19 protein-coding genes are annotated in these 21,752 nt (G+C 73.1%); 9 read left to right on the top strand and 10 right to left on the bottom strand.

Annotated elements, in window-relative coordinates; translation table 11 throughout:
* Position 1: 1 nt before the first annotated feature.
* Together glp and galU are read right to left on the bottom strand one after the other, a co-directional pair.
* Entirely contained in the window at positions 2–1,324 is a 1,323-nt protein-coding gene (gene glp, locus ACF1AG_RS21185; RefSeq protein ID WP_359601932.1) for a gephyrin-like molybdotransferase Glp, read from the bottom strand.
* Positions 1,321–2,232 carry a UTP--glucose-1-phosphate uridylyltransferase GalU gene (gene galU / locus ACF1AG_RS21180; RefSeq protein ID WP_033277377.1) on the bottom strand — a complete coding sequence of 304 codons (912 nt, stop codon included), beginning with the start codon at positions 2,230–2,232 and terminating at the stop codon, positions 1,321–1,323. The genes glp and galU overlap by 4 nt, the downstream gene beginning before the upstream one ends.
* Positions 2,233–2,324: 92 nt before the next feature.
* Here galU and ACF1AG_RS21175 point away from each other — a divergent pair, with 92 nt between their 5' ends.
* The gene (locus ACF1AG_RS21175; protein ID WP_359601931.1) at positions 2,325–2,960 is read left to right on the top strand and encodes a 5-formyltetrahydrofolate cyclo-ligase; all 636 of its coding nucleotides are present in this window, start codon (positions 2,325–2,327) and stop codon (positions 2,958–2,960) included.
* A 61-nt stretch (positions 2,961–3,021) separates the two neighbouring features.
* Here the strand turns inward: ACF1AG_RS21175 and ACF1AG_RS21170 are convergent, their stop codons facing one another.
* Positions 3,022–5,862 carry a penicillin acylase family protein gene (locus ACF1AG_RS21170; protein ID WP_359606503.1) on the bottom strand — a complete coding sequence of 947 codons (2,841 nt, stop codon included), beginning with the start codon at positions 5,860–5,862 and terminating at the stop codon, positions 3,022–3,024.
* A gap of 290 nt (positions 5,863–6,152) precedes the next feature.
* Between ACF1AG_RS21170 and ACF1AG_RS21165 the strand changes: the two genes are divergently transcribed.
* The 5 genes from ACF1AG_RS21165 to ACF1AG_RS21145 all read left to right on the top strand — a co-directional run bounded on the left by ACF1AG_RS21165 (position 6,153) and on the right by ACF1AG_RS21145 (position 11,514).
* Complete coding sequence (locus ACF1AG_RS21165) at positions 6,153–7,667, top strand: potassium/proton antiporter (RefSeq protein WP_359606522.1); 1,515 nt, start codon at positions 6,153–6,155, stop codon at positions 7,665–7,667.
* 224 nt (positions 7,668–7,891) lie between these two features.
* Complete coding sequence (locus tag ACF1AG_RS21160) at positions 7,892–9,184, top strand: MFS transporter (RefSeq protein ID WP_359606505.1); 1,293 nt, start codon at positions 7,892–7,894, stop codon at positions 9,182–9,184.
* 67 nt (positions 9,185–9,251) lie between these two features.
* Positions 9,252–9,581: an FmdB family zinc ribbon protein gene (locus tag ACF1AG_RS21155; RefSeq protein ID WP_391810204.1), complete on the top strand. Its 330-nt coding sequence runs from the start codon at positions 9,252–9,254 to the stop codon at positions 9,579–9,581.
* 171 nt (positions 9,582–9,752) lie between these two features.
* Entirely contained in the window at positions 9,753–10,595 is an 843-nt protein-coding gene (locus ACF1AG_RS21150) for an S-methyl-5'-thioadenosine phosphorylase (RefSeq protein WP_359606509.1), read from the top strand.
* Positions 10,596–11,007: 412 nt separating this feature from the next.
* Positions 11,008–11,514, top strand: a complete 507-nt coding sequence (locus ACF1AG_RS21145) for a hypothetical protein (protein ID WP_391810240.1) — start codon at positions 11,008–11,010, stop codon at positions 11,512–11,514.
* 53 nt (positions 11,515–11,567) lie between these two features.
* On the opposite strand, the gene ACF1AG_RS21140 is transcribed toward ACF1AG_RS21145, so the two are convergent.
* On the bottom strand, positions 11,568–12,605 hold the full coding sequence (locus tag ACF1AG_RS21140; protein ID WP_359606511.1) for a P1 family peptidase: 1,038 nt from the start codon (positions 12,603–12,605) through the stop codon (positions 11,568–11,570).
* Between the two features lie 43 nt (positions 12,606–12,648).
* On the opposite strand from ACF1AG_RS21140, the gene ACF1AG_RS21135 reads away from it, so the two are divergent.
* Positions 12,649–12,822 (top strand): hypothetical protein, encoded by a 174-nt coding sequence (locus ACF1AG_RS21135; protein ID WP_189896040.1) that lies wholly within the window; start codon positions 12,649–12,651, stop codon positions 12,820–12,822.
* Positions 12,823–12,839: 17 nt separating this feature from the next.
* On the opposite strand, the gene ACF1AG_RS21130 is transcribed toward ACF1AG_RS21135, so the two are convergent.
* Positions 12,840–13,298, bottom strand: a complete 459-nt coding sequence (locus ACF1AG_RS21130) for an MscL family protein (RefSeq protein ID WP_387797687.1) — start codon at positions 13,296–13,298, stop codon at positions 12,840–12,842.
* 396 nt (positions 13,299–13,694) lie between these two features.
* Between ACF1AG_RS21130 and ACF1AG_RS21125 the strand changes: the two genes are divergently transcribed.
* The gene (locus ACF1AG_RS21125) at positions 13,695–14,441 is read left to right on the top strand and encodes a DUF6227 family protein (RefSeq protein WP_359606516.1); all 747 of its coding nucleotides are present in this window, start codon (positions 13,695–13,697) and stop codon (positions 14,439–14,441) included.
* A gap of 30 nt (positions 14,442–14,471) precedes the next feature.
* Here the strand turns inward: ACF1AG_RS21125 and ACF1AG_RS21120 are convergent, their stop codons facing one another.
* The 5 genes from ACF1AG_RS21120 to ACF1AG_RS21100 all read right to left on the bottom strand — a co-directional run bounded on the left by ACF1AG_RS21120 (position 14,472) and on the right by ACF1AG_RS21100 (position 20,640).
* Positions 14,472–14,765: a hypothetical protein gene (locus tag ACF1AG_RS21120; protein ID WP_359606518.1), complete on the bottom strand. Its 294-nt coding sequence runs from the start codon at positions 14,763–14,765 to the stop codon at positions 14,472–14,474.
* A 109-nt stretch (positions 14,766–14,874) separates the two neighbouring features.
* Positions 14,875–17,112 carry a fructose-specific PTS transporter subunit EIIC gene (locus ACF1AG_RS21115; protein ID WP_391810203.1) on the bottom strand — a complete coding sequence of 746 codons (2,238 nt, stop codon included), beginning with the start codon at positions 17,110–17,112 and terminating at the stop codon, positions 14,875–14,877.
* A gap of 121 nt (positions 17,113–17,233) precedes the next feature.
* Positions 17,234–18,181 carry a 1-phosphofructokinase gene (gene pfkB, locus ACF1AG_RS21110; protein WP_359601094.1) on the bottom strand — a complete coding sequence of 316 codons (948 nt, stop codon included), beginning with the start codon at positions 18,179–18,181 and terminating at the stop codon, positions 17,234–17,236.
* Positions 18,178–18,939 (bottom strand): DeoR/GlpR family DNA-binding transcription regulator, encoded by a 762-nt coding sequence (locus tag ACF1AG_RS21105; protein ID WP_359752572.1) that lies wholly within the window; start codon positions 18,937–18,939, stop codon positions 18,178–18,180. The genes pfkB and ACF1AG_RS21105 overlap by 4 nt, the downstream gene beginning before the upstream one ends.
* Positions 18,940–19,119: 180 nt before the next feature.
* Complete coding sequence (locus tag ACF1AG_RS21100) at positions 19,120–20,640, bottom strand: MFS transporter (protein ID WP_391810202.1); 1,521 nt, start codon at positions 20,638–20,640, stop codon at positions 19,120–19,122.
* A 62-nt stretch (positions 20,641–20,702) separates the two neighbouring features.
* Between ACF1AG_RS21100 and ACF1AG_RS21095 the strand changes: the two genes are divergently transcribed.
* Positions 20,703–21,674, top strand: a complete 972-nt coding sequence (locus ACF1AG_RS21095) for a helix-turn-helix transcriptional regulator (protein WP_391810201.1) — start codon at positions 20,703–20,705, stop codon at positions 21,672–21,674.
* The last annotated feature ends 78 nt before the right edge of the window (positions 21,675–21,752 follow it).

Here is a 21,752-nt window from a genome sequence, read left to right as displayed (position 1 = left end):
CTCAGCCGAGCAGGACCGCCTCGACCTCGGTGCCGGGCGCCACGTCCTCGACGTCCTCGGGGACCACGATGAGCGCGTTCGCCTGCGCCAGGGCGGCGACCAGATGCGATCCGGCGCCGCCGACGGGCGTGACGACGCCGTCGGCGTACCGGCCGCGCAGGAACTGACGGCGGCCCTTGGGCGAGGTCAGTGCCTTCTCCGCCCTCAGCTCGGCGCGGACGCGCGGCCGGTGGACGTCCTGGAGCCCCATCAGGGCGCGGATGGCGGGGCGGACGAACAGCTCGAAGGAGACGTAGGAGGAGACCGGGTTGCCGGGGAGGGCGAGCAGCGGGGTGTGGTCGGGGCCGATGGAGCCGAAGCCCTGCGGCTTGCCCGGCTGCATGGCGAGGCGGCGGAACTCCACGCCGCTGCCGGGCTCGTCCTCGTCGCCCGCGTGCGACAGCGCCTCCTTGACGACGTCGTACGCCCCGACGCTGACGCCGCCCGAGGTCACCATGAGGTCGGCGCGGACGAGCTGGTCCTCGATGGTGTCGCGGAGGGTCTCGGCGTCGTCGGCGACCGCGCCCACCCGGTAGGCGATGGCGCCGGCGTCGCGGGCGGCGGCGGTGAGGGCGAAGCTGTTGGAGTCGTAGATCTGGCCCGGGCGCAGCGGCTCGTCGGGCTGGACGAGTTCGCTGCCGGTGGAGAGGACCACGACGCGCGGGCGCGGGCGCACCCGGACCGTGCCGCGGCCGACGGCGGCGAGCAGGGAGATCTGCGGCGGGCCGAGGACGGTGCCTGCCTCCAGGACGCGGTCGCCGGCCCGGACGTCGCTGCCCTGGGCGCGCACGTGCGCGCGGGCGGGTGCGGGGCGGTGCACGGCGACCTGTCCGGTGGCGCCGTCGGGGGCGAGGCTGCGGGCGCGCATCCCGGCGGCGGGGCCCTCGCCGAGTCCGCCGTCGGTCCACTCGACGGGGACGACGGTCTCGGCGCCGGGCGGGAGCGGGGCGCCGGTCATGATGCGCGCGGCCTGGCCGGGGCCCACGTGCACGGGGTCGGCCGCGCCGGCCGCGACGTCGCCGACGACCTCGAGGGAGGCCGGGTACTCCTCGCTCGCGCCGGCGACGTCCGCGACCCGCACCGCGTAGCCGTCCATCGAGCTGTTGTCGAAGGGGGGCAGGGAGACCGGGACCGTGATGTCCTCGACGAGGACGCATCCCTGTGCGTCGAGCAGGTTCAGCTCGATCGGGTCGAGCGGGCGGACGGTCGCGAGGATGTCGTCCAGGTGCTCGTCCACCGACCAGAGGTGGTCCTGTTCTGCGGTGCGGGGCGCGGCGCTGCTCAACGTTGCTGCATCTCCTCGGTGACGAATCGCTGGAGCCAGGTCCGGAAGTCCGGTCCCAGGTCCTCACGTTCGCACGCGAGACGGACAATGGCACGCAGGTAGTCGCCGCGGTCGCCGGTGTCATAGCGGCGGCCCTGGAAGATGACGCCGTGCACCGGTCCGCCGAGCGTGGCGTCCGCGGCGAGCTGCTGGAGGGCGTCGGTCAGCTGGATCTCGCCGCCGCGGCCGGGCTCGGTCTTGCTCAGCACGTCGAAGACGGCCGGGTCGAGGACGTACCGGCCGATGATGGCGTAGTGGGAGGGCGCCTCCTCGCGGGAGGGCTTCTCGACCAGTCCGCTGAGCCGGACGACGTCGGCGTCGGCGGTGGCCTCGACGGCGGCGGATCCGTAGAGGTGGATCTGCTCGGGGGCCACCTCCATCAGCGCGACGACGCTGCCGCCGTGCTCCTGCTGCACCTCGATCATGCGCTGGAGCAGCGGGTCGCGCGGGTCGATCAGGTCGTCGCCGAGGAGGACGGCGAAGGGCTCGTCCCCGACGTGCGGGGCGGCGCACAGGACGGCGTGGCCGAGGCCCTTGGGGTCGCCCTGGCGGACGTAGTGCATGGTGGCGAGGTCGCTGGACTCCTGGACCTTGGCGAGACGCTCGCCGTCACCCTTCTTCTCGAGCGCGGACTCGAGTTCGTAGTTGCGGTCGAAGTGGTCCTCGAGCGGGCGCTTGTTGCGGCCCGTGACCATGAGGACGTCGTCGAGGCCGGCGGCGACGGCCTCTTCGACCACGTACTGGATCGCCGGCTTGTCGACCACCGGCAGCATCTCCTTGGGCGTGGCCTTGGTGGCCGGCAGGAACCGGGTGCCGAGGCCGGCGGCGGGGATGACAGCCTTGCTGATCCGCGGGTGTGACTGAGACATGGGCGACACCCTAGCCGGTGTCTTTGCACTGAATCTGTGACTCCGCTGAAAAAATGCTCATATGAGCACATTAAGACAGTACGGGAATCGACTTGAGACAGAACCAGGGCCAGCCCGAACCTGACAAGCGCACGCGACGGCGCGAAGTCCTCCAGGTGAGGAACGGATTGACGGCCGACGACGTTCAGACGCACGCCGGCGCCCTGGCCCGCCGGGCGCTCGCGCTGCCCGAGCTGGCCGAGGCACGCACGGTGGCCGCGTACGTCTCCGTGGGGAGTGAACCGGGCACCCTCGCGCTGCTGGACGCGCTGCGCGAGCGGGGCGTGCGGGTGCTGCTGCCCGCGCTGCTGCCCGACAACGACCTGGCGTGGGGCGTCTACCGGGGACCGGACTCCCTGCTGCCCGCGGAGCACGGCGGCGGGCGGATGACCTTGCTGGAGCCCGCCGGGGAGCGGCTGCGCCCCCGCGCCGTGACGGAGGCGGACGCCGTGCTGCTGCCCGGCCTCTCCGTGGACGCCCGCGGGATGCGCCTGGGCCGCGGCGGCGGCTCCTACGACCGTGTCCTCGCCCGCCTGGAACGGGCCCGCGTGCGTCCGGCGCTGGTGGTGCTGCTGTACGACTGGGAGGTCGTGGAGCAGGTGCCGCAGGAGCCGCACGACCGGCCGGTGGACGCGGTGGTGACCCCGTCCGGGGTACGGCGGTTCGGCCGCCCCTCCTCGGAGGCCTGAGAAGCGACGGCCGGCCTCCACGCGCGCGTGGAGGCCGGCCGTCGTGTCCGCGGGGTGCGGGTCAGGGCTTCAGCACCAGGTGGTCGGTGGTGGCGTCCTCGACCGCCTTCTCCGAGTAGGGCCACTCCAGCAGTTCGCCCTCGGCCCACTTGTCCGTCTGGTCGACGTAGTGGGCGTTGTAGGCGTGCCCGGAGGCGCCGGTGAGGTTGATCCAGCGGGACTTGTCGAGGTCGTCGAGGTTGACGACCATCCGCATGGACGGCACCCACACCACCCCGTAGCCGCCGGCGGCGTTCCAGCCGGTGGCGTTGACGGTGGCCTCGCCGCCGCCGAGCTTCCACGGGCCGCGGTTGAGCACGTACTTCACGAAGCCGGGCCCGTCGCTGCCGAGCGTCTGGTTGTCCAGGAACAGGCGGTGCAGCCGCCCCCAGTTCCAGCTGTCGATGTCCTTGCCGAGCTTGGCGGTCAGCTCCCAACGGGCGTCGATCATGGCCCGCTTGAACAGCTCGTCACGGTTCTCCGCGCCGGGCCGGGTGCCGCGCTTCGGGGTGGTCCACCACTCGCTGTCCTCGTCGGCCATCAGCCGCCGGACCACCTCGAACCAGCGGTCGCCGCCGTCCGGCTGCGCCTGGCTCGCGGAGCGCTGGCCGCACTCGCGGACCTTGCCCGCCTCGTCGGCCGGGCCGGTGGTGTTGACCGGCTCGACCCACAGGCACTGGCCCTTGACCCGCAGCTCCTTGGGCAGCTTGTGACCGAAGGACAGCTTGAGGATGTTGCGCCAGACGGAGTTGAAGTACGCGGCGGCCGCAGAGTCGGCGTCCTGGGTGTAGTCCCAGCCCTCCAGCAGCTTCTGCGCCTCGCGGACGTGCTCGTCGGCGACGTCGATCTTGAGCAGTTCGGGCACCAGCAGCTTGGCGATGGCGCTGGAGTTGTCCAGCTGCATCTGCCGCATGTCGTCGGTGGAGATCTTCCCGCCGTCCTTGATCTTCGACTGGATCAGGTCGTTGATCCGCTGGCTGCGGGCTCCGTAGCCCCAGTCGGTGGTCAGCGTGTACGGGTAGTCCTCGTCGACGACGGCCTGGTTGGCGGTGACGATGTAGCCGCGGTCCGGGTCGAACTCGTAGGGCAGTTCGTCCTGGTCGACCCAGCCGGTCCACTCGTAGTCCGGGTCCCAGCCGGGCGCGGGGACGGAGCCGTCGTGCTTCTTCGCCCGGGTCGGGATCCTGCCCGGGAGGGTGTAGCCGATGTGGCCCTCGGTGTCCGCGTAGACGAGGTTCTGCGAGGGCACCTCGAACAGCTCGGAGGCCTCGCGGAAGTCGTCCCAGTCCTTGGCGCGGTTGATCGCGAACACGGCGTCCATGGTGCGGCCGGGGTCCAGGGCGGTCCAGCGCAGCGCGACCGCGTAGCCCTCGCCCCGGTCGGGGGCGGCGCTCTCCACGGCGGCCTTCTTGCCGGTCTTCACCAGCTCGTCCGAACGGTCCGACAGCAGCGGCCCGTTGTTGGTCTCACGGATCACGATCTTCCGCGAGGCGCCGCCGGCGACCTTGATGGTCTCCTCGCGCGTCTCGAACGGCACCACCTTGTCGCCGTACTGGTAGCCGTCGCCGGTGATCTTCTCCAGGTACAGGTCGGTGACGTCGACGCCGGAGTTGGTCAGGCCCCACGCGATGTCCTGGTTGTGGCCGATTATCACGCCGGGCATGCCCGCGAAGGTGTAACCCGTGACGTCGTACCGGCACTTGTCGGAGACGCTGCGGCAGTGCAGGCCCATCTGGTACCAGACGGACGGCAGGGAGGCCGACAGGTGGGGGTCGTTGGCGAGCAGCGGCTTGCCGGAGACGGTGTGGTCGCCGGAGACGACCCAGGAGTTGGAGCCGATGCCGTCGCCGTTCACGCCGACGGCGGTGGGGAGGTCCTCCAGCACCCGCTGGAGCCCGGTGAGCTGACCCTCGAAGCCGGCCGCGTCGCCCTCCGCACCGGAGCCCGTGCCGCCTTCCGTGCCGCCTTCGGTGCCGCCGCCGAGCTCCGAACCGGAGCCCTCGCCGGAGCCGGAGCCGTCCCCGGATCCGGAACCGTCGCCCTCGCCCTCGCCGTCACCCGAGCCGCCCTCGGCCTCGAACGTGCCGGTGCCCTCGTCGTAGCCGCCCTCCTGCACGATCGGCTTGTTCCGGCCGTACGGGTACGACGGGTACAGGTCCGCGATCTGCTTCGGGCCGAGGCGGCTGGTCAGCAGTGCCCGGTCGATCTCGTCCTGCATGTTGCCGCGCAGGTCCCAGGCCATCGCCTTCAGCCAGGCCACGGAGTCGACCGGCGTCCACTCGCCCGGCGCGTAGTCGTTCTCGAAGGCCAGCGCCGCGTACTCGAGGGAGATGTCCTTGCCGTCCTTGCCCTCCAGGTAGGCGTTGACGCCCTTCGCGTACGCCTGGAGGTACTTCTTGGTCGCGGGGGACAGCTTCTCCTCGTACTCCTGCTTCGCGACGCGGTCCCAGCCGAGGGTGCGCAGGAACGCGTCGTTGTCGACCTGGCCCGCGCCGAACATCTCCGACAGCCGGCCGGACGTCATGTGCCGGCGCACGTCCATCTCGTAGAACCGGTCCTGCGCCTGGACGTAGCCCTGCGCCATGAACAGGTCCTCGTCGGAGGAGGCGTAGATCTGCGGGATGCCGTAGCCGTCGCGTCTGACGTCGACGGGGCCTGACAGCCCTTCGAGGGTGATCGACCCCTCGGTCTGCGGGAACGAGGCGCGCACGGTGCTGACGGACCAGTACGCCCCGTAGGCGACGCCTCCGATCAGGGCCAGCACCAGGACGAGCACGACGAGACGGCCTTTGCGCCCCTTCTTCCTGCCGGACGTGCCGGCGGCCTGCTGACCCGTGGAGGCGGCGGTGGTGTCGGTGGGCATCGCTGTCCTTGCTGTCCTAACGCGAGCGGCAGGTCGGGCTGTGCTTTTAACTGAGCGCTGGAGCAACGATAGGCGCAGGGCCCGGCGCCCCTTGACGCGGAGTGGGGAACCAGCCCGGACGGGCGTTCGATCTTGCCGCCTTCCGCGTCAAGAACGCGTCAAGAGTTAGGTAAGGTAACGAAGTAGTTCGCCGTGACAATCGAAGCGGTTCGCCCGGAAAGCGGGCGCATCGCCCGCGACGGACGCGCGCTCCCTCACGGGGGGCGCCTGAGCCGGGGAAGGGAACGCCGCTGACTGTCCACCACCTCAACCAGCTCCTGCTCGTCTGCTCGCTCGTTCTGCTCGTCGCCGTGGCGGCGGTCCGGATCTCCTCGCGCAGCGGACTCCCCAGCCTGCTCGTCTACCTGGGCATAGGCATCGCCATCGGCCAGGACGGCATCGGCGACATCCAGTTCGACAACGCCGAGTTGACCCAGGTCATCGGGTACGCGGCCCTGGTCGTGATCCTCGCCGAGGGCGGTCTGGGCACCAAGTGGACCGAAATCAGACCGGTCCTGCCCTCGGCCGCCGCACTGGCGCTGGGCGGCGTCGCGGTGAGCGTCGGCGTGACGGCCACGGCGGCGCACCTGCTGATCGGGCTGGAATGGCGGCAGGCGCTCATCATCGGCGCGGTGGTCTCCTCGACGGACGCGGCGGCCGTCTTCTCGGTGCTGCGGAAGGTGCCGCTGCCCGCCCGGGTGCGGGGCACCCTGGAGGCCGAGTCCGGCTTCAACGACGCACCCGTGGTGATCCTCGTGGTGGCCTTCTCCACGGCCGGTCCGGTCGAGCACTGGTACGTGCTGATCGGCGAGATCCTGCTGGAGCTGGCGATCGGCGCCGCCGTCGGCCTCGCCGTCGGCTGGCTCGGCGCCTGGGGCCTGCGACACGTGGCGCTGCCCGCCTCCGGCCTCTACCCGATCGCCGTCATGGCCATCGCCGTCACCGCCTACGCGGGCGGCGCGCTCGTCCACGGCAGCGGCTTCCTCGCCGTCTACCTCGCCTCGATGCTGCTCGGCAACGCCAAGCTGCCGCACTGGCCCGCCACCCGCGGCTTCGCCGAGGGGCTCGGCTGGCTCGCCCAGATCGGCATGTTCGTGCTGCTCGGCCTGCTGGTCACCCCGCACGAACTCGCCGACGACATCGTGCCCGCGCTGGTCGTCGGGCTGGTGCTCACGATGGTGGCCCGCCCGCTCAGCGTCGTGGTGTGTCTGACGCCGTTCCGGGTGCCCTGGCAGGAGCAGACGCTGATGTCCTGGGCCGGCCTGCGCGGCGCCGTGCCGATCATCCTGGCGACCATCCCGATGGTGCAGGGCGTCGACGGCAGCGAGCGGATCTTCAACATCGTCTTCCTGCTGGTCGTCGTCTACACCCTGGTGCAGGGTCCGACGCTGCCCGGACTGGCCCGGCTGCTGCGGCTCGGCGATTCCGGCGCCGCAGACCTGGGCGTCGAGTCGGCGCCCCTGGAGCGGCTGCGCGGCCATCTGCTGTCGGTCACCGTCCCCGCCGGGTCGCGGATGCACGGCGTCGAGGTGGGCGAGCTGCGGCTGCCCGCCGGGTCCGCCGTCACCCTTGTCGTGCGGGACGGGACGTCCTTCGTGCCGTCGCCGGAGACGATGCTGCGCCGCGGGGACGAACTCCTCGTCGTCGCCACCGACCCGGTACGGGACGCGGCGGAGCGCCGGCTGCGCGCGGTCGCCAGGGGCGGCAAGCTCGCCGGCTGGCTGGGTCCGGGCCGTGACACCGAAGGATCGCAGGCCGGACGCTGAGAGGGTGCTCACTTTCACAGGCGTGCACGCCGTCACCCCCTGTATCATGAAGCGACCCCAGATCGAACCAACTCTGCCTGACGCAGAGCTGGCGCGACCGTATGGCGGCCGGGCGCCCTGAGCTGTGGCGCCGGTATCTACCGCAGTCAGCGCAAGAGGACAGCTCTCGGCGTGCCCGCGCGACCTCGCGCGGGGCGCTACCAGGTGGCGGAAAGGCACGGGCCGTGGCATCCACGGTCACCACGTCGAAGGACTCGGCGGCCACCTCCCGACCGGGATACGGCCGCCTGCTGCGCACCCGCGGCGCGTGGACGTTCCTGCTCCCCGGCTTCGCGGCGCGTCAGCCGTTCGCGATGCTCACCCTCTCCATCGTGCTGCTCGTCCAGCACACCACCGGCTCCTACGGCACGGCCGGGGCCGTCGCGGCCGTCACCGGCGTCTCGATGGCGCTGTTCGCCCCGTACACCGGCCGGCTCGCCGACCGCCACGGCCAGCGCGCCGTGCTGGTGCCGGGCGTGCTGGTGCACGCGGCGGCCGGACTCGCCCTCACCGCTCTCGCGCTGAACGGCGCACCCCTTTGGGCGCTGTTCGCCGCGGCCGTCCCCACCGGCGCCTCCGTGCCGCAGGTCGGCCCGATGGTCCGCGCCCGCTGGGGCGTCCGCCTCAAGGGCTCCCCGCTGATGGCGACCGCCGCGGCCTTCGAGTCCGTCACCGACGAGTTCACCTTCGTCGTCGGTCCGCTGCTCGCCACCGCGCTGTGCACGACGGTCGACCCGTCCGCGGGCCTGATCACCGAGGCCGCGCTCACCCTGGTCGGCGGTCTGCTGTTCGCCGCCCAGAAGGGCACCCAGCCGCCGGTCGCCACGACCGCCGACGGCCACACGCGCGTACGGCACGCCTCCGCGCTGCGCGTGCCCGGCGTGCGCGTGCTGATCGTGACGTTCCTCGGCATCGGCTCCGTCTTCGGCGGCATGCAGGTCTCCCTGGCCGCGTACACCGAGTCCATCGGCGAACCGGGCCTCAACGGCGTCCTCTACGGCGTCTTCGCCGCGGGCAACATGCTCGCCGGCCTCGCCTGCGGCGCGATCGCCTGGAAGGTCGCCCCGCAGCGCCGCCTGATCGTCGCCTACGCCGCCCTCGCGCTGGCCGCGTCCGCGCTGTGGACGGCCGACTCGTCGCTGCTGCTGGGCGCGCTCGGCCTGCTGGTCGGCATGTGCATCGCCCCGGCGCTGATCACCGGCTACACGCTGGTGGAGAGCCTGGTCCCGGCGGGCGCCCGTACCGAGGCGTTCACCTGGCTGACCGGCGCCGTCGCGCTGGGCCAGGCCGCCGCCGTCACCGTCGCCGGACAGTTCGAGGACCGGCTGTGGGACGGCGCCGGGTTCCTGGTGCCGATGGGCGGCACGCTGCTGGCGCTGGCGACCCTGCTGGCCCTGCGCTCACGGCTCGCGGGTGCTCCGCGCGGGCGTACCGTCGCACGTGGCATGGGTCACCGCGAGCCCGTCGCAGTGGACTAGGCCCACGGAATGCGTCACTATGGACCGTCGTTAGCACTCATTGAGTGAGAGTGCCAGGAGGAAGACAGTGCCGACCTACCAGTACCAGTGCACCGAGTGCGGCGAGGGCCTCGAGGCGGTGCAGAAGTTCACCGACGACGCCCTGACCGAGTGCCCCAACTGCCAGGGCCGCCTGAAGAAGGTGTTCTCCGCGGTCGGCATCGTCTTCAAGGGTTCCGGTTTCTACCGCAACGACAGCCGCGGCTCCTCGTCGAGCTCCTCGCCGGCGTCGTCGAAGTCCTCCGGAACCTCGTCGTCGAGCTCCTCGTCGTCGGACTCCGGTTCGAGCTCGTCCTCGTCCGGTTCCTCCGGTTCCTCCGGTTCCTCCGGCAGCTCGACGAGCACCACGGCGGCCTGACCGCCCGACGTACGCTTCCCAGGGCCCTGTCGTCCCCCGACGGCGGGGTCCTCGGCGTTCCCGGCGCCATCGAGGCGGCCGACGGGGCTCTCCTCCGGCGCGTTTCCGGCGTCATCGAGGCGTTCGACGGGGCTCTCCTCCGGCGTTTCCGGGTGCCGTTAGGGTCGGGCCATGGCGAACATGGCTGACGCAGAGATCGGCGTCATCGGCGGATCCGGCTTCTACTCCTTCCTCGACGACGTGACCGAGGTCCGGGTCGACACCCCCTACGGGGCGCCCAGCGACTCCCTCTTCCTCGGCGAGGTGGCCGGCCGGCGGGTTGCCTTCCTGCCCCGGCACGGACGCGGCCACCACCTGCCCCCGCACCGCATCAACTACCGGGCCAACCTGTGGGCGCTGCGGTCGGTCGGCGTGCGGCAGGTCCTCGGCCCGTGCGCGGTGGGCGGTCTGCGCCCCGAGTACGGGCCGGGCACGCTCCTGGTGCCGGACCAGCTCGTGGACCGCACCAAGTCCCGCGCCAACTCCTACTTCGACGGGCTGCCGCTGCCCGACGGCACCGTGCCGAACGTCGTCCACGTGTCCCTGGCCGACCCCTACTGCCCCACGGGGCGCGCGTCCGCGCTGAAGGCGGCCCGCGGGCGGGACTGGGAGGCGGTCGACGGCGGCACGCTGGTCGTCGTCGAGGGCCCGCGCTTCTCCACCCGCGCCGAGTCGCTGTGGCACCAGGCGCAGGGGTGGTCCGTGGTGGGAATGACTGGGCACCCCGAGGCGGCGCTCGCCCGCGAGCTGGAGCTCTGCTACACGTCGTTGACGCTGGTCACGGACCTGGACGCGGGCGCCGAGACAGGTGAGGGCGTCTCCCACGACGAGGTGCTCCAGGTGTTCGCGGCCAACGTGGACCGGATGCGGGGGGTGCTGTTCGACGCGGTGGCGGCGCTGCCTTCGACGGAGGAGCGGGACTGTCTGTGCGCGTCGGCGCTGGGCGGGATGGATCCGGGGTTCCCGCTGCCGTAGGCGTCAGCGGCCGGGGGCTTGGCCTGTGCCGCGCCGTAGGCGTCACGGGCCGAGGGCTTGGGCCTGTGCCGCGCCGTAGGCGTCAGCGCCCGGAGGGCTTGGGCCGCGGGCGCAGCGGCGGGCGCGGCGTCTGAGGCGCGGGTCGCGGCGTCTGAGGCGCGGGTCGCGGAGGCGCGGAGGCGCTCGTTCGGGTGGCGCGGTTTTCCACAGACGAGGATGCGTTCACAGCCCCCGGCGGGATTTAGCCGGGGGCTTCATCGTGGGGTGCGCAAGCCGTTCCCGTGTCCCAGGTGGTGGTCCCGTGTCCATGCCGTCCGCGCCCTCCGTGCCCTCCGCGCCCTCCGTGCCCTCTGCGTATCGTCGCTCCCCCTTCCGGCAACCGCACGGCGCCGATGTGCCGCCGCCGTGCGAGGTGCCGCAGTTCGACCCGGTGCGGGTGCGCGGCACGCTGCCGCTCGCGGGCAGGCTGGCGCGGCACCGCGGACGGGCGGTGGCGGTCGGTCTCGCGGTGACCGCGGCGGCGCTCGTCGCGGCGGGCCCGAGGGACACGGACCGCTCGCGCGGACATCCCGAGCCGGCCCGGGCAGCGGCGGCCGGGACTCCCGTGACGTCCGGCGGCGACGACCGTCCCGTACGACAGCGGCGCGCGGGGGCGACGGTCTCCGCGCCGGTGCGGATCGCCGACGGCGCCACGGTCCGGCTGCTGCGGCCCGGCGACCGGGTGGACGTGATCGCGGCCGAGGAGACGGTGTCCGGCGGTGACGCCAGGGTGGTCGCGCGCGGGGCGCGGGTCACGGAGGTGCCGGAGCCGTCGGGCGGCGACGGGGGCGCGCTGGTCGTCCTGTCGGTGCCGCGCGACACGGCGGCCGAGCTGGCGGGCGCGGGCGCCACGGCGCGGCTGGCGGTGACGCTGTGGTGACGCGCGCGGCGCCGGGCGCCCGGACCGGCCGGCGGCCGTCCCCGCCCGCCCTCTCACCCCTCTCGGCTTCCCCCGTACAGCTCCCCGTACGACGGCCACGCGCCGCCCGGACCGTCGACCGGGGCGGCGGCCCGCACCGCGCGGACGATCGCCCGGGTCACCAGGTCCGCGCCCGCCGCGAGCACCTCGTTCAGCGCGAGCGGGTCCTTCGCGTCCAGCGGGCGTGTACCGGTGGCCAGGGTGAAGACGGTGTCGCCGTCGTTCAGCAGGTGCACCGGGCGGACGGCGCGCGCGATGCCGTCGTGTGCGGTGCCGGCCACCTTCTGCGCCTGCGCGCGGGTCAGGTCGGCGTCGGTGGCGACCACGGCGAGGGTGGTGTTCATCGGCGGCGCGGCGTTGCGCTCGGCCGCCTCCGCCAGCCGGCGCCGTGCGGCCCGGTGCACCTCGGGGCCGGGGAGACGCGGGCGCCCGCCGAAGTAGTCCCCGTAGAGGACGCCCGTCTCCAGGTCCACCGCCGAGCCCACCGCGTTGGCCACCACCAGCGCGGCCACGGTCACCCCCGACGGCAGGACCGTGCTCGCCGACCCGACCCCGCCCTTGAGCTGGCCGACCACTGCGCCCGTCCCGGCGCCCACGCACCCTTGCGGCACCGGCGCCCCCGGGTCGGTGGCCGCGGCGGCCTCGACCGCCTCGCGGCCGAGGGAGGCGTCGGGCCGGGCGTGGAAGTCGCCGCCCCGGCGCAGGTCGAAGACGCAGGCGGCCGGCACGACGGGCACCACGTGCGTCGGCTCGGGACCGACCCGCACCCCGCGGCCCCGCTCCTCCAGCCAGGCCATCACCCCGGACGCCGCGTCCAGGCCGAAGGCGCTGCCGCCGGTCAGGGTGACCGCGTCCACGCGCTGCACCACGTTGCGCGGGTCCAGCGCGTCGGTCTCCTTGGTGCCGGGTCCGCCGCCGCGTACGTCCACCGCGGCGACCGCGCCGCCCTCGGGGGCGAGCACCACCGTGGTCCCGGTGAGCCATCCGTCGCCGGTCCGCGTCGCGTGCCCCACGCGCACGCCGGCCACATCCGTCAGAGCGTCAGCCTTCATGGAGGCAGTCATGCCCCCGCGTGCACGGCCGTACCCTGGAGGCATGAGTACCGCCCCCGAGCCGCCGCGCGAGCCGAAGCCCGCGCTGGTCTTCGACGACCCTCTGGACCAGCCGACCTCCGACGACACGGACCGCGGCTGGGGCGAGCGCCCGTCCGGCGACAGCGCCGCCGACCTGAGGCGTTTCCTCGACGAGAAGCCACCCCACCACATCTGACCGGGCGGCGGGGTCTCCTACCGTCCGTCGCCGGTCTGCCCGCCGTCGTCCGCCCGCAGGCTCTTGCCCCCGCCCTGCGCGCGCTCGGCGAGCAGCGCGTCCCGGATCTCCTTGAGGACCTCCAGTTCGGTCACCTCGACGATCTCGTGGGCGCCTTCCTTCGCCTTCCGGCGCGCCTCCACGCGGGCCAGGTACTTCGCCATGGGCAGCACCATCAGGAAATAGACGACGGCCGCCGTGATCACGAACTGCAGTGTCGCGCCGAGCACCGAGCCCCACAGGATCCGCACCCCGGTCGCCGCGTCCCCGGTGCCCTCGCAGGGGCCCTTCAGGCAGGAGGTGTAGCTGTCGAGATTCTGGGTGCCGAACGCACCCACCAGCGGGTTGATGACCCCTTCGACGACCGAGTTGACGATGTTGGTGAAGGCGGCGCCGATGACGACCGCCACCGCCAGATCGACGACGTTCCCGCGCATCAGGAAGGCTTTGAAGCCCTGCAACAGGCTCGTCTTCTCCTGGTCGCTCACTCCGGGGCCTCATTTCTCGTGCGTAGGGTGCGGAAGAAAGCGCTCCGCAACTTACGTCACCACCGAGGCGACGTGTCCAATCGTGTCGGGCAGCGGGACAGGGAGGGGGGCGGAGCCACCAACGTGCGCGGGGCGGCGCGCAACGGGTCGCATCCCCTCCCCCACGCACCCCTGAAGTACCGTTTGACCAGGAGCAATTCATGCCGGGCCAAGGTTCGTCGGGAACTTCTCGTGTGTTCCGCTCGTCGTTCGGGCATACGTTTTCCCGGTTCCCGGACACGACGGCCGACCGAGGGGCTACGGTATGCACCCACAAGGTGACATGCAGCAACGCCGGGAGAAACCTTGAGCGTTCCGTACGAGACGGCAGCGTGCGAACCACCTGACTCGTCCGACTCACCGGAGGAGCATCTCGCGCGCCTCCTGGGCCGCGCCCTGAACTCCTTCGAGCTGCCGGACGAGGCGATCCGCCGGCTGGACTGCGCGCTGGCGCACGACGGTTCCCTGCACTCGGCGCACCACAGCGCGGGTCTGCACCGGGAGACCTACCGGCACACATGGCTGCTGGCGGACGGTTCGGCGCTGACGTTGTGGGAGCTGGTCCACAACACCGCCCCGGGCAGCGAGCCGCAGCACGAGGTGTACGTGGACGAGGAGGAGCTGCGGACGGCGACCGCGCGGCTGCCGTTGCCGCCGGAGGCCCCGGACTTCGAACTGCCGGTGACGGCGCCCGCGTTCACGCTGCCCGCGGTGCGCCACGCGTACATCCCGGACGACTCCCCCGATCACGCCCGGCGTTTACTGCGCCGGGCGGAGAACGCGGACCGGCCGGACGCCGAGACGGCGGCGCTGCTGTCGACGGCGTGCGCGCACCGCATCACGCAGGCGTTCGGCCGTCCGTCACGGGCGGGCCGCGGGGCGCTGTGCTTCTCGCTGTACGAGCACGCGTTCCTGCTGGGTGACGGAGGTGAGGTGTCACTGTGGGAGGTCGAGCACACGGTGACGCCGGACGGGCGGCACATGTGCGAGGTGTACGCGAGTGAGGACGCCGCACGGCGGGCGATGGAGCGCCGGGCCGCTCAGGGCCGCTGACGCACCCCTGAGCAGGGGCGCGGGGCGGGCCTAGTCCCCTTCGGAGAGACGCCGTACGAGGACGGCGAACGCGTCACGCTCGGCCTCGGTGAGGCGTACGGTCTCCGCGCTCGGGCCTGTGGCCCGCTGACGCGGGATGGTCGGGGTGCCGTGGTGGGTGTGGGAGTGCGCCGGGACGGGCTCCGCACCGGCGTGGTGGCGCGCGCGCCTGCGGAGACGTCCACGACGCCGGAGGGCGTCGGCCAGACCGGCCGCGCAGGCCACAACCACCAGGGTGAGGACGGTGGCACCCGTCGTCCGCGAGAGGGTCTCGTGCTCAGCCATGCCGCCCAGTACACACCACGGTCCGGGGAGTTGTACCCCGGACCGTGACGATCGTGATCTATATCGCACTAGGCATGAACTGCTCACACACCCCCAAACGGACGCATCGTCACACCGTCCGCGCGGCGACCGTTTCCTTGCGCCTTCCCGCGTCGCGCGTTCCCGCGTCCCCGGCCGCCGGTGCGAGGGCGGTGTCCTCGCCCGTCGCCGGACCGGCCGGACCGGCGGTCCCGCGCAGGCCCTTGAAGACGATCACGAGGGCCGTGGTGACGCCGACACCGGCGGCGATGGCGACCAGGTAGAGCAGCGGGTTGCCGATGAGGGGCACCACGAAGATGCCGCCGTGGGGTGCGCGCAGGGTGGCGCCGAACGCCATGGACAGGGCGCCGGTGACCGCGCCGCCGGCCATCGAGGCGGGGATGACGCGGAGCGGGTCGGCGGCGGCGAAGGGGATGGCGCCCTCGGAGATGAAGGAGGCGCCGAGGACCCAGGCGGCCTTGCCGTTCTCGCGTTCGGCGCGGTTGAAGAGCCGGCCGCGCACCGTGGTCGCCAGGGCCATCGCGAGGGGCGGGACCATGCCGGCCGCCATGACGGCGGCCATGACCTTCATCGCGGAGTCGCTGGGGTTCGCGACGGCGATGCCGGCGGTGGCGAAGGTGTAGGCGACCTTGTTGACGGGCCCGCCGAGGTCGAAGCACATCATCAGACCGAGCAGGGCGCCCAGCAGGACGGCGTTGGCGCCGGTGAGGCCGCCCAGCCAGTCGGTCATCGCCTTCTGCGCCTCGGCGATGGGTTTGCCGATGACGACGAACATCAGGAAGCCGACGACCGCCGAGGAGATCAGCGGGATCACCACCACCGGCATGATGCCGCGCAGCGCCGCCGGGATGTTCACCTTCTGGATGGCGAGCACCACGCCGCCGGCGATCAGTCCGGCGGCGAGGCCGCCGAGGAAGCCGGCGTTGATGGTGAGGGAGATGGCGCCGCCGACGAAGCCGGGGACGAGTCCGGGCCGGTCGGCCATGCCGTAGGCGATGTATCCGGCGAGGACGGGGACGAGGAAGCCGAAGGCGACGCCGCCGATCTGGAAGAGCAGCGCGCCCCAGCTGGCGGCCTGGGTCCACACGAAGTGGTCCATCACCGACGGGGCCTCGTTGATCTCGTAGCCGCCGATCGCGAAGCCGAGGGCGATGAGCAGTCCGCCGGCGGCGACGAACGGGACCATGTAGCTGACGCCGGACATCAGCCAGCGGCGCAGACGGGTGCCGTAGCCCTCCTCGTCCGTGCCGGCGCGCTCGACGGGGGTGGACGCGGCGGCGGGGGCGGCGTCGGTGGTCCCACCGCGTGCGGCCTTGTCGCGGACCTCGCCGATCAGGTCGGCGGGGCGGTTGATCGCGGCCTTCACACCGGTGTCGACGGTGGGCTTCCCGGCGAAGCGCTGCTTGTCCCGTACAGGGACGTCGTGGGCGAGGATCACGCCGTCGGCGGCGGCGATCACGGCCGGGTCGAGCCGGGTGAAGCCGGCGGAGCCCTGGGTCTCGACGACGATCCCGACGCCCGCCTCGCGGCCGGCGTTCTCCAGCGACTCGGCGGCCATGTAGGTGTGGGCGATGCCGGTGGGGCAGGAGGTGACGGCGACGATCCGGAAGGGGCGGTCGCCGTGGGGGGCTGCGGGGCCCGTGGCGGCGCCGGCGGAGGCCGCCGCCGGCGCCGCCACGGAGTCGTCGGACGCGGTGTCCGCGCCCTCGGAGGTCGCGTCCTGGGAAGTCGCGTTCTCGGAAGCCGCGTTCAGGGAAGCCGCGTTCTCGGAAGCCGCGCCCACACGAGCGGCGCCGTCGGAAGTCGTGTCCTCGGAGGCCCCGCCCTCGGAAGCCGCGTCCTCGGGAGTCGCGTCCTCGGGAGCCGTCCCGTCCCCCCGGATCAGCGCCGCCGCGTGCCCCGCGTCGGTGGCGGCGCGGAGGGCGTCGGTGAACTCGGTGTTCATCAGGCGCCGGGCGAGGGCGGACAGCAGGGTGAGGTGGGCGTCGTCGGCGCCGGCCGGGGCGGCGATGAGGAAGATCAGGTCTGCGGGCCCGTCGGGGGCGCCGAAGTCGATGCCGGCGCGACTGCGGCCGAAGGCGAGGGTCGGCTCGGTGACGTGGGCGCTGCGGCAGTGCGGGATGCCGATGCCGCCGTCGAGGCCGGTCGGCATCTGCGCCTCGCGGGCGGCGACGTCGGCCAGGAATCCCTCCAGGTCGGTGACCCGGCCCTGGGCCGCCATGCGCTCGGCGAGGGCGCGGGCCGCCGCTTCCTTGGTCTCGGCGGACAGGTCGAGGTCGACCAGGTCCGCGGTGATGGTGTCGCTCATCGCGGGCTCCTTCGCACGCGTATCGCCCGGGTGACCCCTACGGCGGGGTGGGCGGGGGTGGGGACGAGAGGGGGACGGGGGAGCTCGTGGGGGACGTCGTAGGACGTGGGGTCGGTGGGTGTCATCCGGCCGCTCCGTCCAGCGGCCGGTCGACGGGGATGTCGGCGGTGACGGTCACGGCGGCGGGGTCGAGGTCGCCGGGGGTCGGCATGACGCTGCCGGGGAGGCGTACGGCGGCGGCACCGTGGGCGACGGCGGAGGCGAGCGCCTCCGGTCCGCGCCCTCCGGCGACGAGGAACCCGGCGAGGGAGGCGTCGCCGGCGCCGACGTTGCTGCGGACGGCGTCGACGGGGGCGGCGCCGTACCAGGCGCCGTCGGCGTCGACGAGGAGCTGGCCGGCGGAGCCAAGGCTGGCGAGGACGGCGCGGGCGCCCGTCTCGCGCAGGTCTTCGGCGGCCTTGAGGGCGTCGCCGACGGTGGTGAGGGGGCGGCCGGCGGCCTCGGCGAGTTCCTCGGCGTTGGGTTTGACGACGTCGGGGTGCTCGCGGAGGGCGGCCAGCAGGGCGGGCCCCGAGGTGTCGAGGGCGATGCGCAGGCCGGCGGCGTGGACACGGGCGACGAGTTCGGCGTACCAGGAGGGGCCGAGGCCTCGGGGGAGGCTGCCGCAGCAGACGATCCAGTCGGCGCCGGCGGCGTGGCGGCGGACGGTGTCGAGGAGGTTCTCCTGCTCGGCGGGGGTGAGGTCCGGGCCGGGTGCGTTGATCTTCGTGAGGACGCCGTCGGCCTCGGCGAGGGCGATGTTGGAGCGGGTGGCGCCGGTGACGGGGACGGGGGCGACCTCGATGCCCTGGGCGTCGAGGAGGCCGGCGACCAGGGCGCCGGGGGCGCCGCCGAGCGGAAGGACGGCGACGGTGCGGCGGCCGGCGGCGGCGACGGCGCGGGAGACGTTGACGCCCTTGCCGCCGGGGTCGACGCGTTCGCCGGTGGCGCGGACGACCTCGCCGCGGTCCAGGGACGGCACCTCGTAGGTGCGGTCCAGGGACGGGTTGGGGGTGACGGTGAGGATCATGCGCGTACCACTTCCGTGCCGCCGGCCTCGATGGCGGCGGCGTCCTGCGGGTCGAGTCCGGTGTCGGTGATGAGGAGGTCCAGGTCGTCGAGGCCGCCGAACCGGGCGAAGTGCTCCTGGCCGTGCTTGGAGGAGTCGGCGAGCAGCACCACGCGCCGGGCGGCGGCCGTAGCCGCGCGCTTCACCGCGGCCTCGGCGAGGTCGGGGGTGGTGAGGCCGTGCTCGGCGGAGAACCCGTTGGCGGCGAGGAACAGCACGTCGGCGCGGATCTCGGCGTACGCCCTGAGCGCCCAGGCGTCGACGGCGGCACGGGTGCGGTGCCGTACGCGTCCGCCGACGAGGTGGAGCTGGATGCCGGGGTGGTCGGCGAGGCGGGCGGCGATGGGCAGGCTGTGGGTGACGACCGTGAGGGACAGGTCCGGGGTCAGGAAGCCGGCGAGGCGGGCGGCGGTGGAGCCGGCGTCGACGATCATCGTGCCGTCGGCGGGGATCTCGGCGAGGGCGGCGCGGGCGATGCGGTCCTTCTCGTCGGCGGCGGTCGTCTCGCGCTCGGCGAGGTCGGGTTCGAAGTCGAGACGCCCGGCGGGGATGGCGCCGCCGTGGACGCGTCGGACGAGTCCGGCGCGGTCGAGGGCCTTGAGGTCCCGGCGGATGGTCTCGGCGGTCACCTGGAACTCCTCGGCGAGCGAGACCACGTCGACGCGTCCGCCGTCGCGGGCGAGGCGAAGGATCTCCTGCTGCCGTTCCGGTGCGTACATGGACGCCTGCCTCCCGGTTCCGTCCGCGCTCACGTCTCGGGCGCGTCCGTGTCCGAACGTGTGATTTCGCTGGGAGGCTACGTCGGGATGTCCGGAAAGTAAACAGTCGCCGCCGGAAACGGGCATGATCGGGCGTCCGATCATGCCCGCTTCCGGGCGGCGACGCGTCGGCCGGGTCCGTCAGGGCACCAGCTCCGGCTTCTTCTGCCCCGCCGCCGGCGTCTCCTCGACGTCCGCGGCGCCCTCGACGTGCTGGGCCGGCCGCTTCGGCAGGGCGAACATCAGCAGGAAGATCGCGCCGAGCACCGCCGCCACCCAGCCCAGGGCGTGGGTGAAGCCGTCCACGAACGCGGGGCCCACCTCGGCGGGCGCGAGCTGCTCGTCGATGACGCCGAAGAACACCACGGACACCAGACCGAGGCCGAGCGCGTTGCCCATCTGCTGCACGGTGTTGATGAGTCCCGACGCCGAACCGGCATGCTCGCGCGGCACCTCGGACAGCACCGCGTCGGTCAGCGGGGCCACGACGAGGCCCATGCCGACGCCCATGACGGCCAGCGGGAGCGCCATCTGCCAGGAGGTGATGCCGAGTCCGTAGTGGTCGGCCTCCACCAGGTAGATGACCACGCCGGCCGCCATGACCAGGGCGCCCGCCTGCAACACCTTGCGGCCGAACCGCGGGACGAGCTGCTGCACGGAGATCCCGGCGGCCACCGACACCGCGACGGAGAACGGCACGCCCGTCAGTCCGGCGCGCAGTGCGCTCCAGCCCAGCCCGATCTGCATGTACAGCGTCCAGACCAGGAAGAACACGCCGAGGCCGACGCCGAACACCGTCTGGACGGCGATGCCTGCCGCGAAGCTCTTCACCCGGAACAGCGAAAGCTCGATCAGCGGGGAGCCGTCCCGCGCGCCCTTGGCCCGCTCGTACGCCACCAGGGCCGCGAACACGACGAGCGCGCCGGCCATCGACACGTAGCCCCACACCGGCCAGCCCAGCTCGCGGCCTTGGGTGAGCGGATAGAGCAGGGCGAGGGTGACGAGGGCGACCCCGGGCAGGTCGAGCTTCAGGGCGCGGGGCGCCTTGGACTCGGTGATGAAACGGCTGCCGAGGACGAGGGCTGCGACGCCCACGGGCAGGTTGATCAGGAAGATGGGCCGCCACTCCAGGCCGAAGAGGTTGCCCTCCGTCAGCAGCGCGCCCAGCAGCGGCCCCGAGACCGCGCCGAGGCCCACGATCGCGCCGAACAGGCCGAACACCTTGCCGCGTTCGTGCGCGGGGAAGGTGGCGTGGACGATCGACAGCACCTGCGGCACCATCAGCGCGGCCATGGCGCCCTGGAGGATGCGGGAGGCCACCAGCATCTCGGGGTTCACGGCGAGACCGCACAGGGCGGAGGCGACGGTGAACCCGCCGATGCCGACGAGGAAGACCCGCTTGCGGCCGTGGATGTCGCCGAGCCGTCCGCCGGTGACCAGCCCGGCGGCGAAGGCGAGCGCGTAGCCGGCGGTGATCCACTGGATCTGGCTGAAGGTGGCGCCCTCGTCCCGCTGGATCGACGGGACGGCGATGTTGACGATGGTGACGTCGACGAGGTCCATGAAGGCCGCGGTCATCACGATGGCCAGCGCGAACCAGCGCCGGCGGTCGCCCGGGGCGGGCTCCTGTGTCGGTGCGTGAGCGATGTCGGTGGAGTGCATGTCCGTGACGCTAGGACCCCAGTAGGCCAGATCCGGTCCTAGTGGTGGGGCATGCTCGACGCATGACGACGGACACCCCGGCACGGCTGCTCCAGTTGCTCTCCCTCCTCCAGACGCCCCGCGAATGGCCCGGCGGCGAGCTGGCCGACCGGCTCGGCGTCTCCCGCCGCACGGTCCGGCGGGACATCGAGCGGCTGCGGGACATCGGCTACCCCGTGCAGGCGACGATGGGTTCGGACGGGGGCTACCGGCTGGTCGCGGGGAAGGCGATGCCACCGCTGGTGCTGGACGACGAGGAGGCGGTCGCCATCGCGGTCGGTCTGCGGGCCGGCGCCGGACACGCCCTGGAGGGGTTGGACGAGGCGTCGGTACGGGCCCTGGCGAAGCTGGAGCAGGTGCTGCCCGGCAGGCTGCGGCACCGCGTGAGCGTGCTCCAGGCCGCGACGACCCCGCTGACCAGCGGGGACGGCCCGACCATCGCCCCGGAGACGCTCACGGTGATGGCGTCCACGGTGGCCGGGCACGAACGGCTGCGGTTCTCCTACCGCGCCGCCGACGGCACCGAGTCGCGGCGCCTGACCGAACCGCACCGGCTGGTGTCCACCGGCCTCCGCTGGTACCTGGTCGCCTACGACCTCGACCGCGCGGACTGGCGCACCTTCCGTGTCGACCGGGTCAGCGACCCCTTCGCCACCGGCGCCCGCTTCAGCCCGCGCGAACTGCCGACGGGCAGCGCCGCGGAGTTCCTGCGGCGGTCCGTGAACCGCGCGCTCGACTCCTACGAGATCGCGGTCACGTTCGCCGCCCCCGCGGCGACGGTCGCGGCGCAGCTCCCGCCCTGGATGGGCGCGCCCGAGCCGCTGGACGAGGACAGCTGCCGGCTGCGGGCGACGGTGAGCGGCCCGAAGGACTGGATGGCGGTACGCCTGGCCATGACCGGCCACGCCTTCACCGTCCAGGACCCACCGGAACTGGCGGAGGCGGCGCGGACGTTGGGCACCCGGCTGACGGAAGCAGCGGGCGCCGTGGAGTGACTCCCCGGCGCCCCGGGCACGCCGGTCCCCACCGCGCACGGCGTGCCTGTCACGCCCCGGCGCCGACGCCACCGCGTG

It is taken from the genome of Streptomyces sp. NPDC014764 (assembly GCF_043082785.1).
In the GTDB taxonomy this organism is placed as follows: Bacteria; Actinomycetota; Actinomycetes; order Streptomycetales; family Streptomycetaceae; genus Streptomyces; species Streptomyces althioticus.
Note: the sequence above shows the minus strand (reverse complement) of the source record. Positions and strands in the feature narration are given on the sequence as shown.

Bases quoted from the DNA above. Each gene is read 5' to 3' on its own strand.
- galU (WP_033277377.1), bottom strand. From the start codon at position 2,232: ATGTCTCAGTCACACCCGCGGATCAGCAAGGCTGTCATCCCCGCCGCC.
- ACF1AG_RS21170 (WP_359606503.1), bottom strand. From the start codon at position 5,862: ATGCCCACCGACACCACCGCCGCCTCCACGGGTCAGCAGGCCGCCGGC.
- ACF1AG_RS21150 (WP_359606509.1), top strand. From the start codon at position 9,753: ATGGCGAACATGGCTGACGCAGAGATCGGCGTCATCGGCGGATCCGGC.
- ACF1AG_RS21140 (WP_359606511.1), bottom strand. From the start codon at position 12,605: ATGAAGGCTGACGCTCTGACGGATGTGGCCGGCGTGCGCGTGGGGCAC.
- ACF1AG_RS21135 (WP_189896040.1), top strand. From the start codon at position 12,649: ATGAGTACCGCCCCCGAGCCGCCGCGCGAGCCGAAGCCCGCGCTGGTC.
- ACF1AG_RS21130 (WP_387797687.1), bottom strand. From the start codon at position 13,298: ATGCGCGGGAACGTCGTCGATCTGGCGGTGGCGGTCGTCATCGGCGCC.
- ACF1AG_RS21120 (WP_359606518.1), bottom strand. From the start codon at position 14,765: ATGGCTGAGCACGAGACCCTCTCGCGGACGACGGGTGCCACCGTCCTC.
- ACF1AG_RS21115 (WP_391810203.1), bottom strand. From the start codon at position 17,112: ATGAGCGACACCATCACCGCGGACCTGGTCGACCTCGACCTGTCCGCC.
- pfkB (WP_359601094.1), bottom strand. From the start codon at position 18,181: ATGATCCTCACCGTCACCCCCAACCCGTCCCTGGACCGCACCTACGAG.
- ACF1AG_RS21105 (WP_359752572.1), bottom strand. From the start codon at position 18,939: ATGTACGCACCGGAACGGCAGCAGGAGATCCTTCGCCTCGCCCGCGAC.
- ACF1AG_RS21100 (WP_391810202.1), bottom strand. From the start codon at position 20,640: ATGCACTCCACCGACATCGCTCACGCACCGACACAGGAGCCCGCCCCG.
- ACF1AG_RS21095 (WP_391810201.1), top strand. From the start codon at position 20,703: ATGACGACGGACACCCCGGCACGGCTGCTCCAGTTGCTCTCCCTCCTC.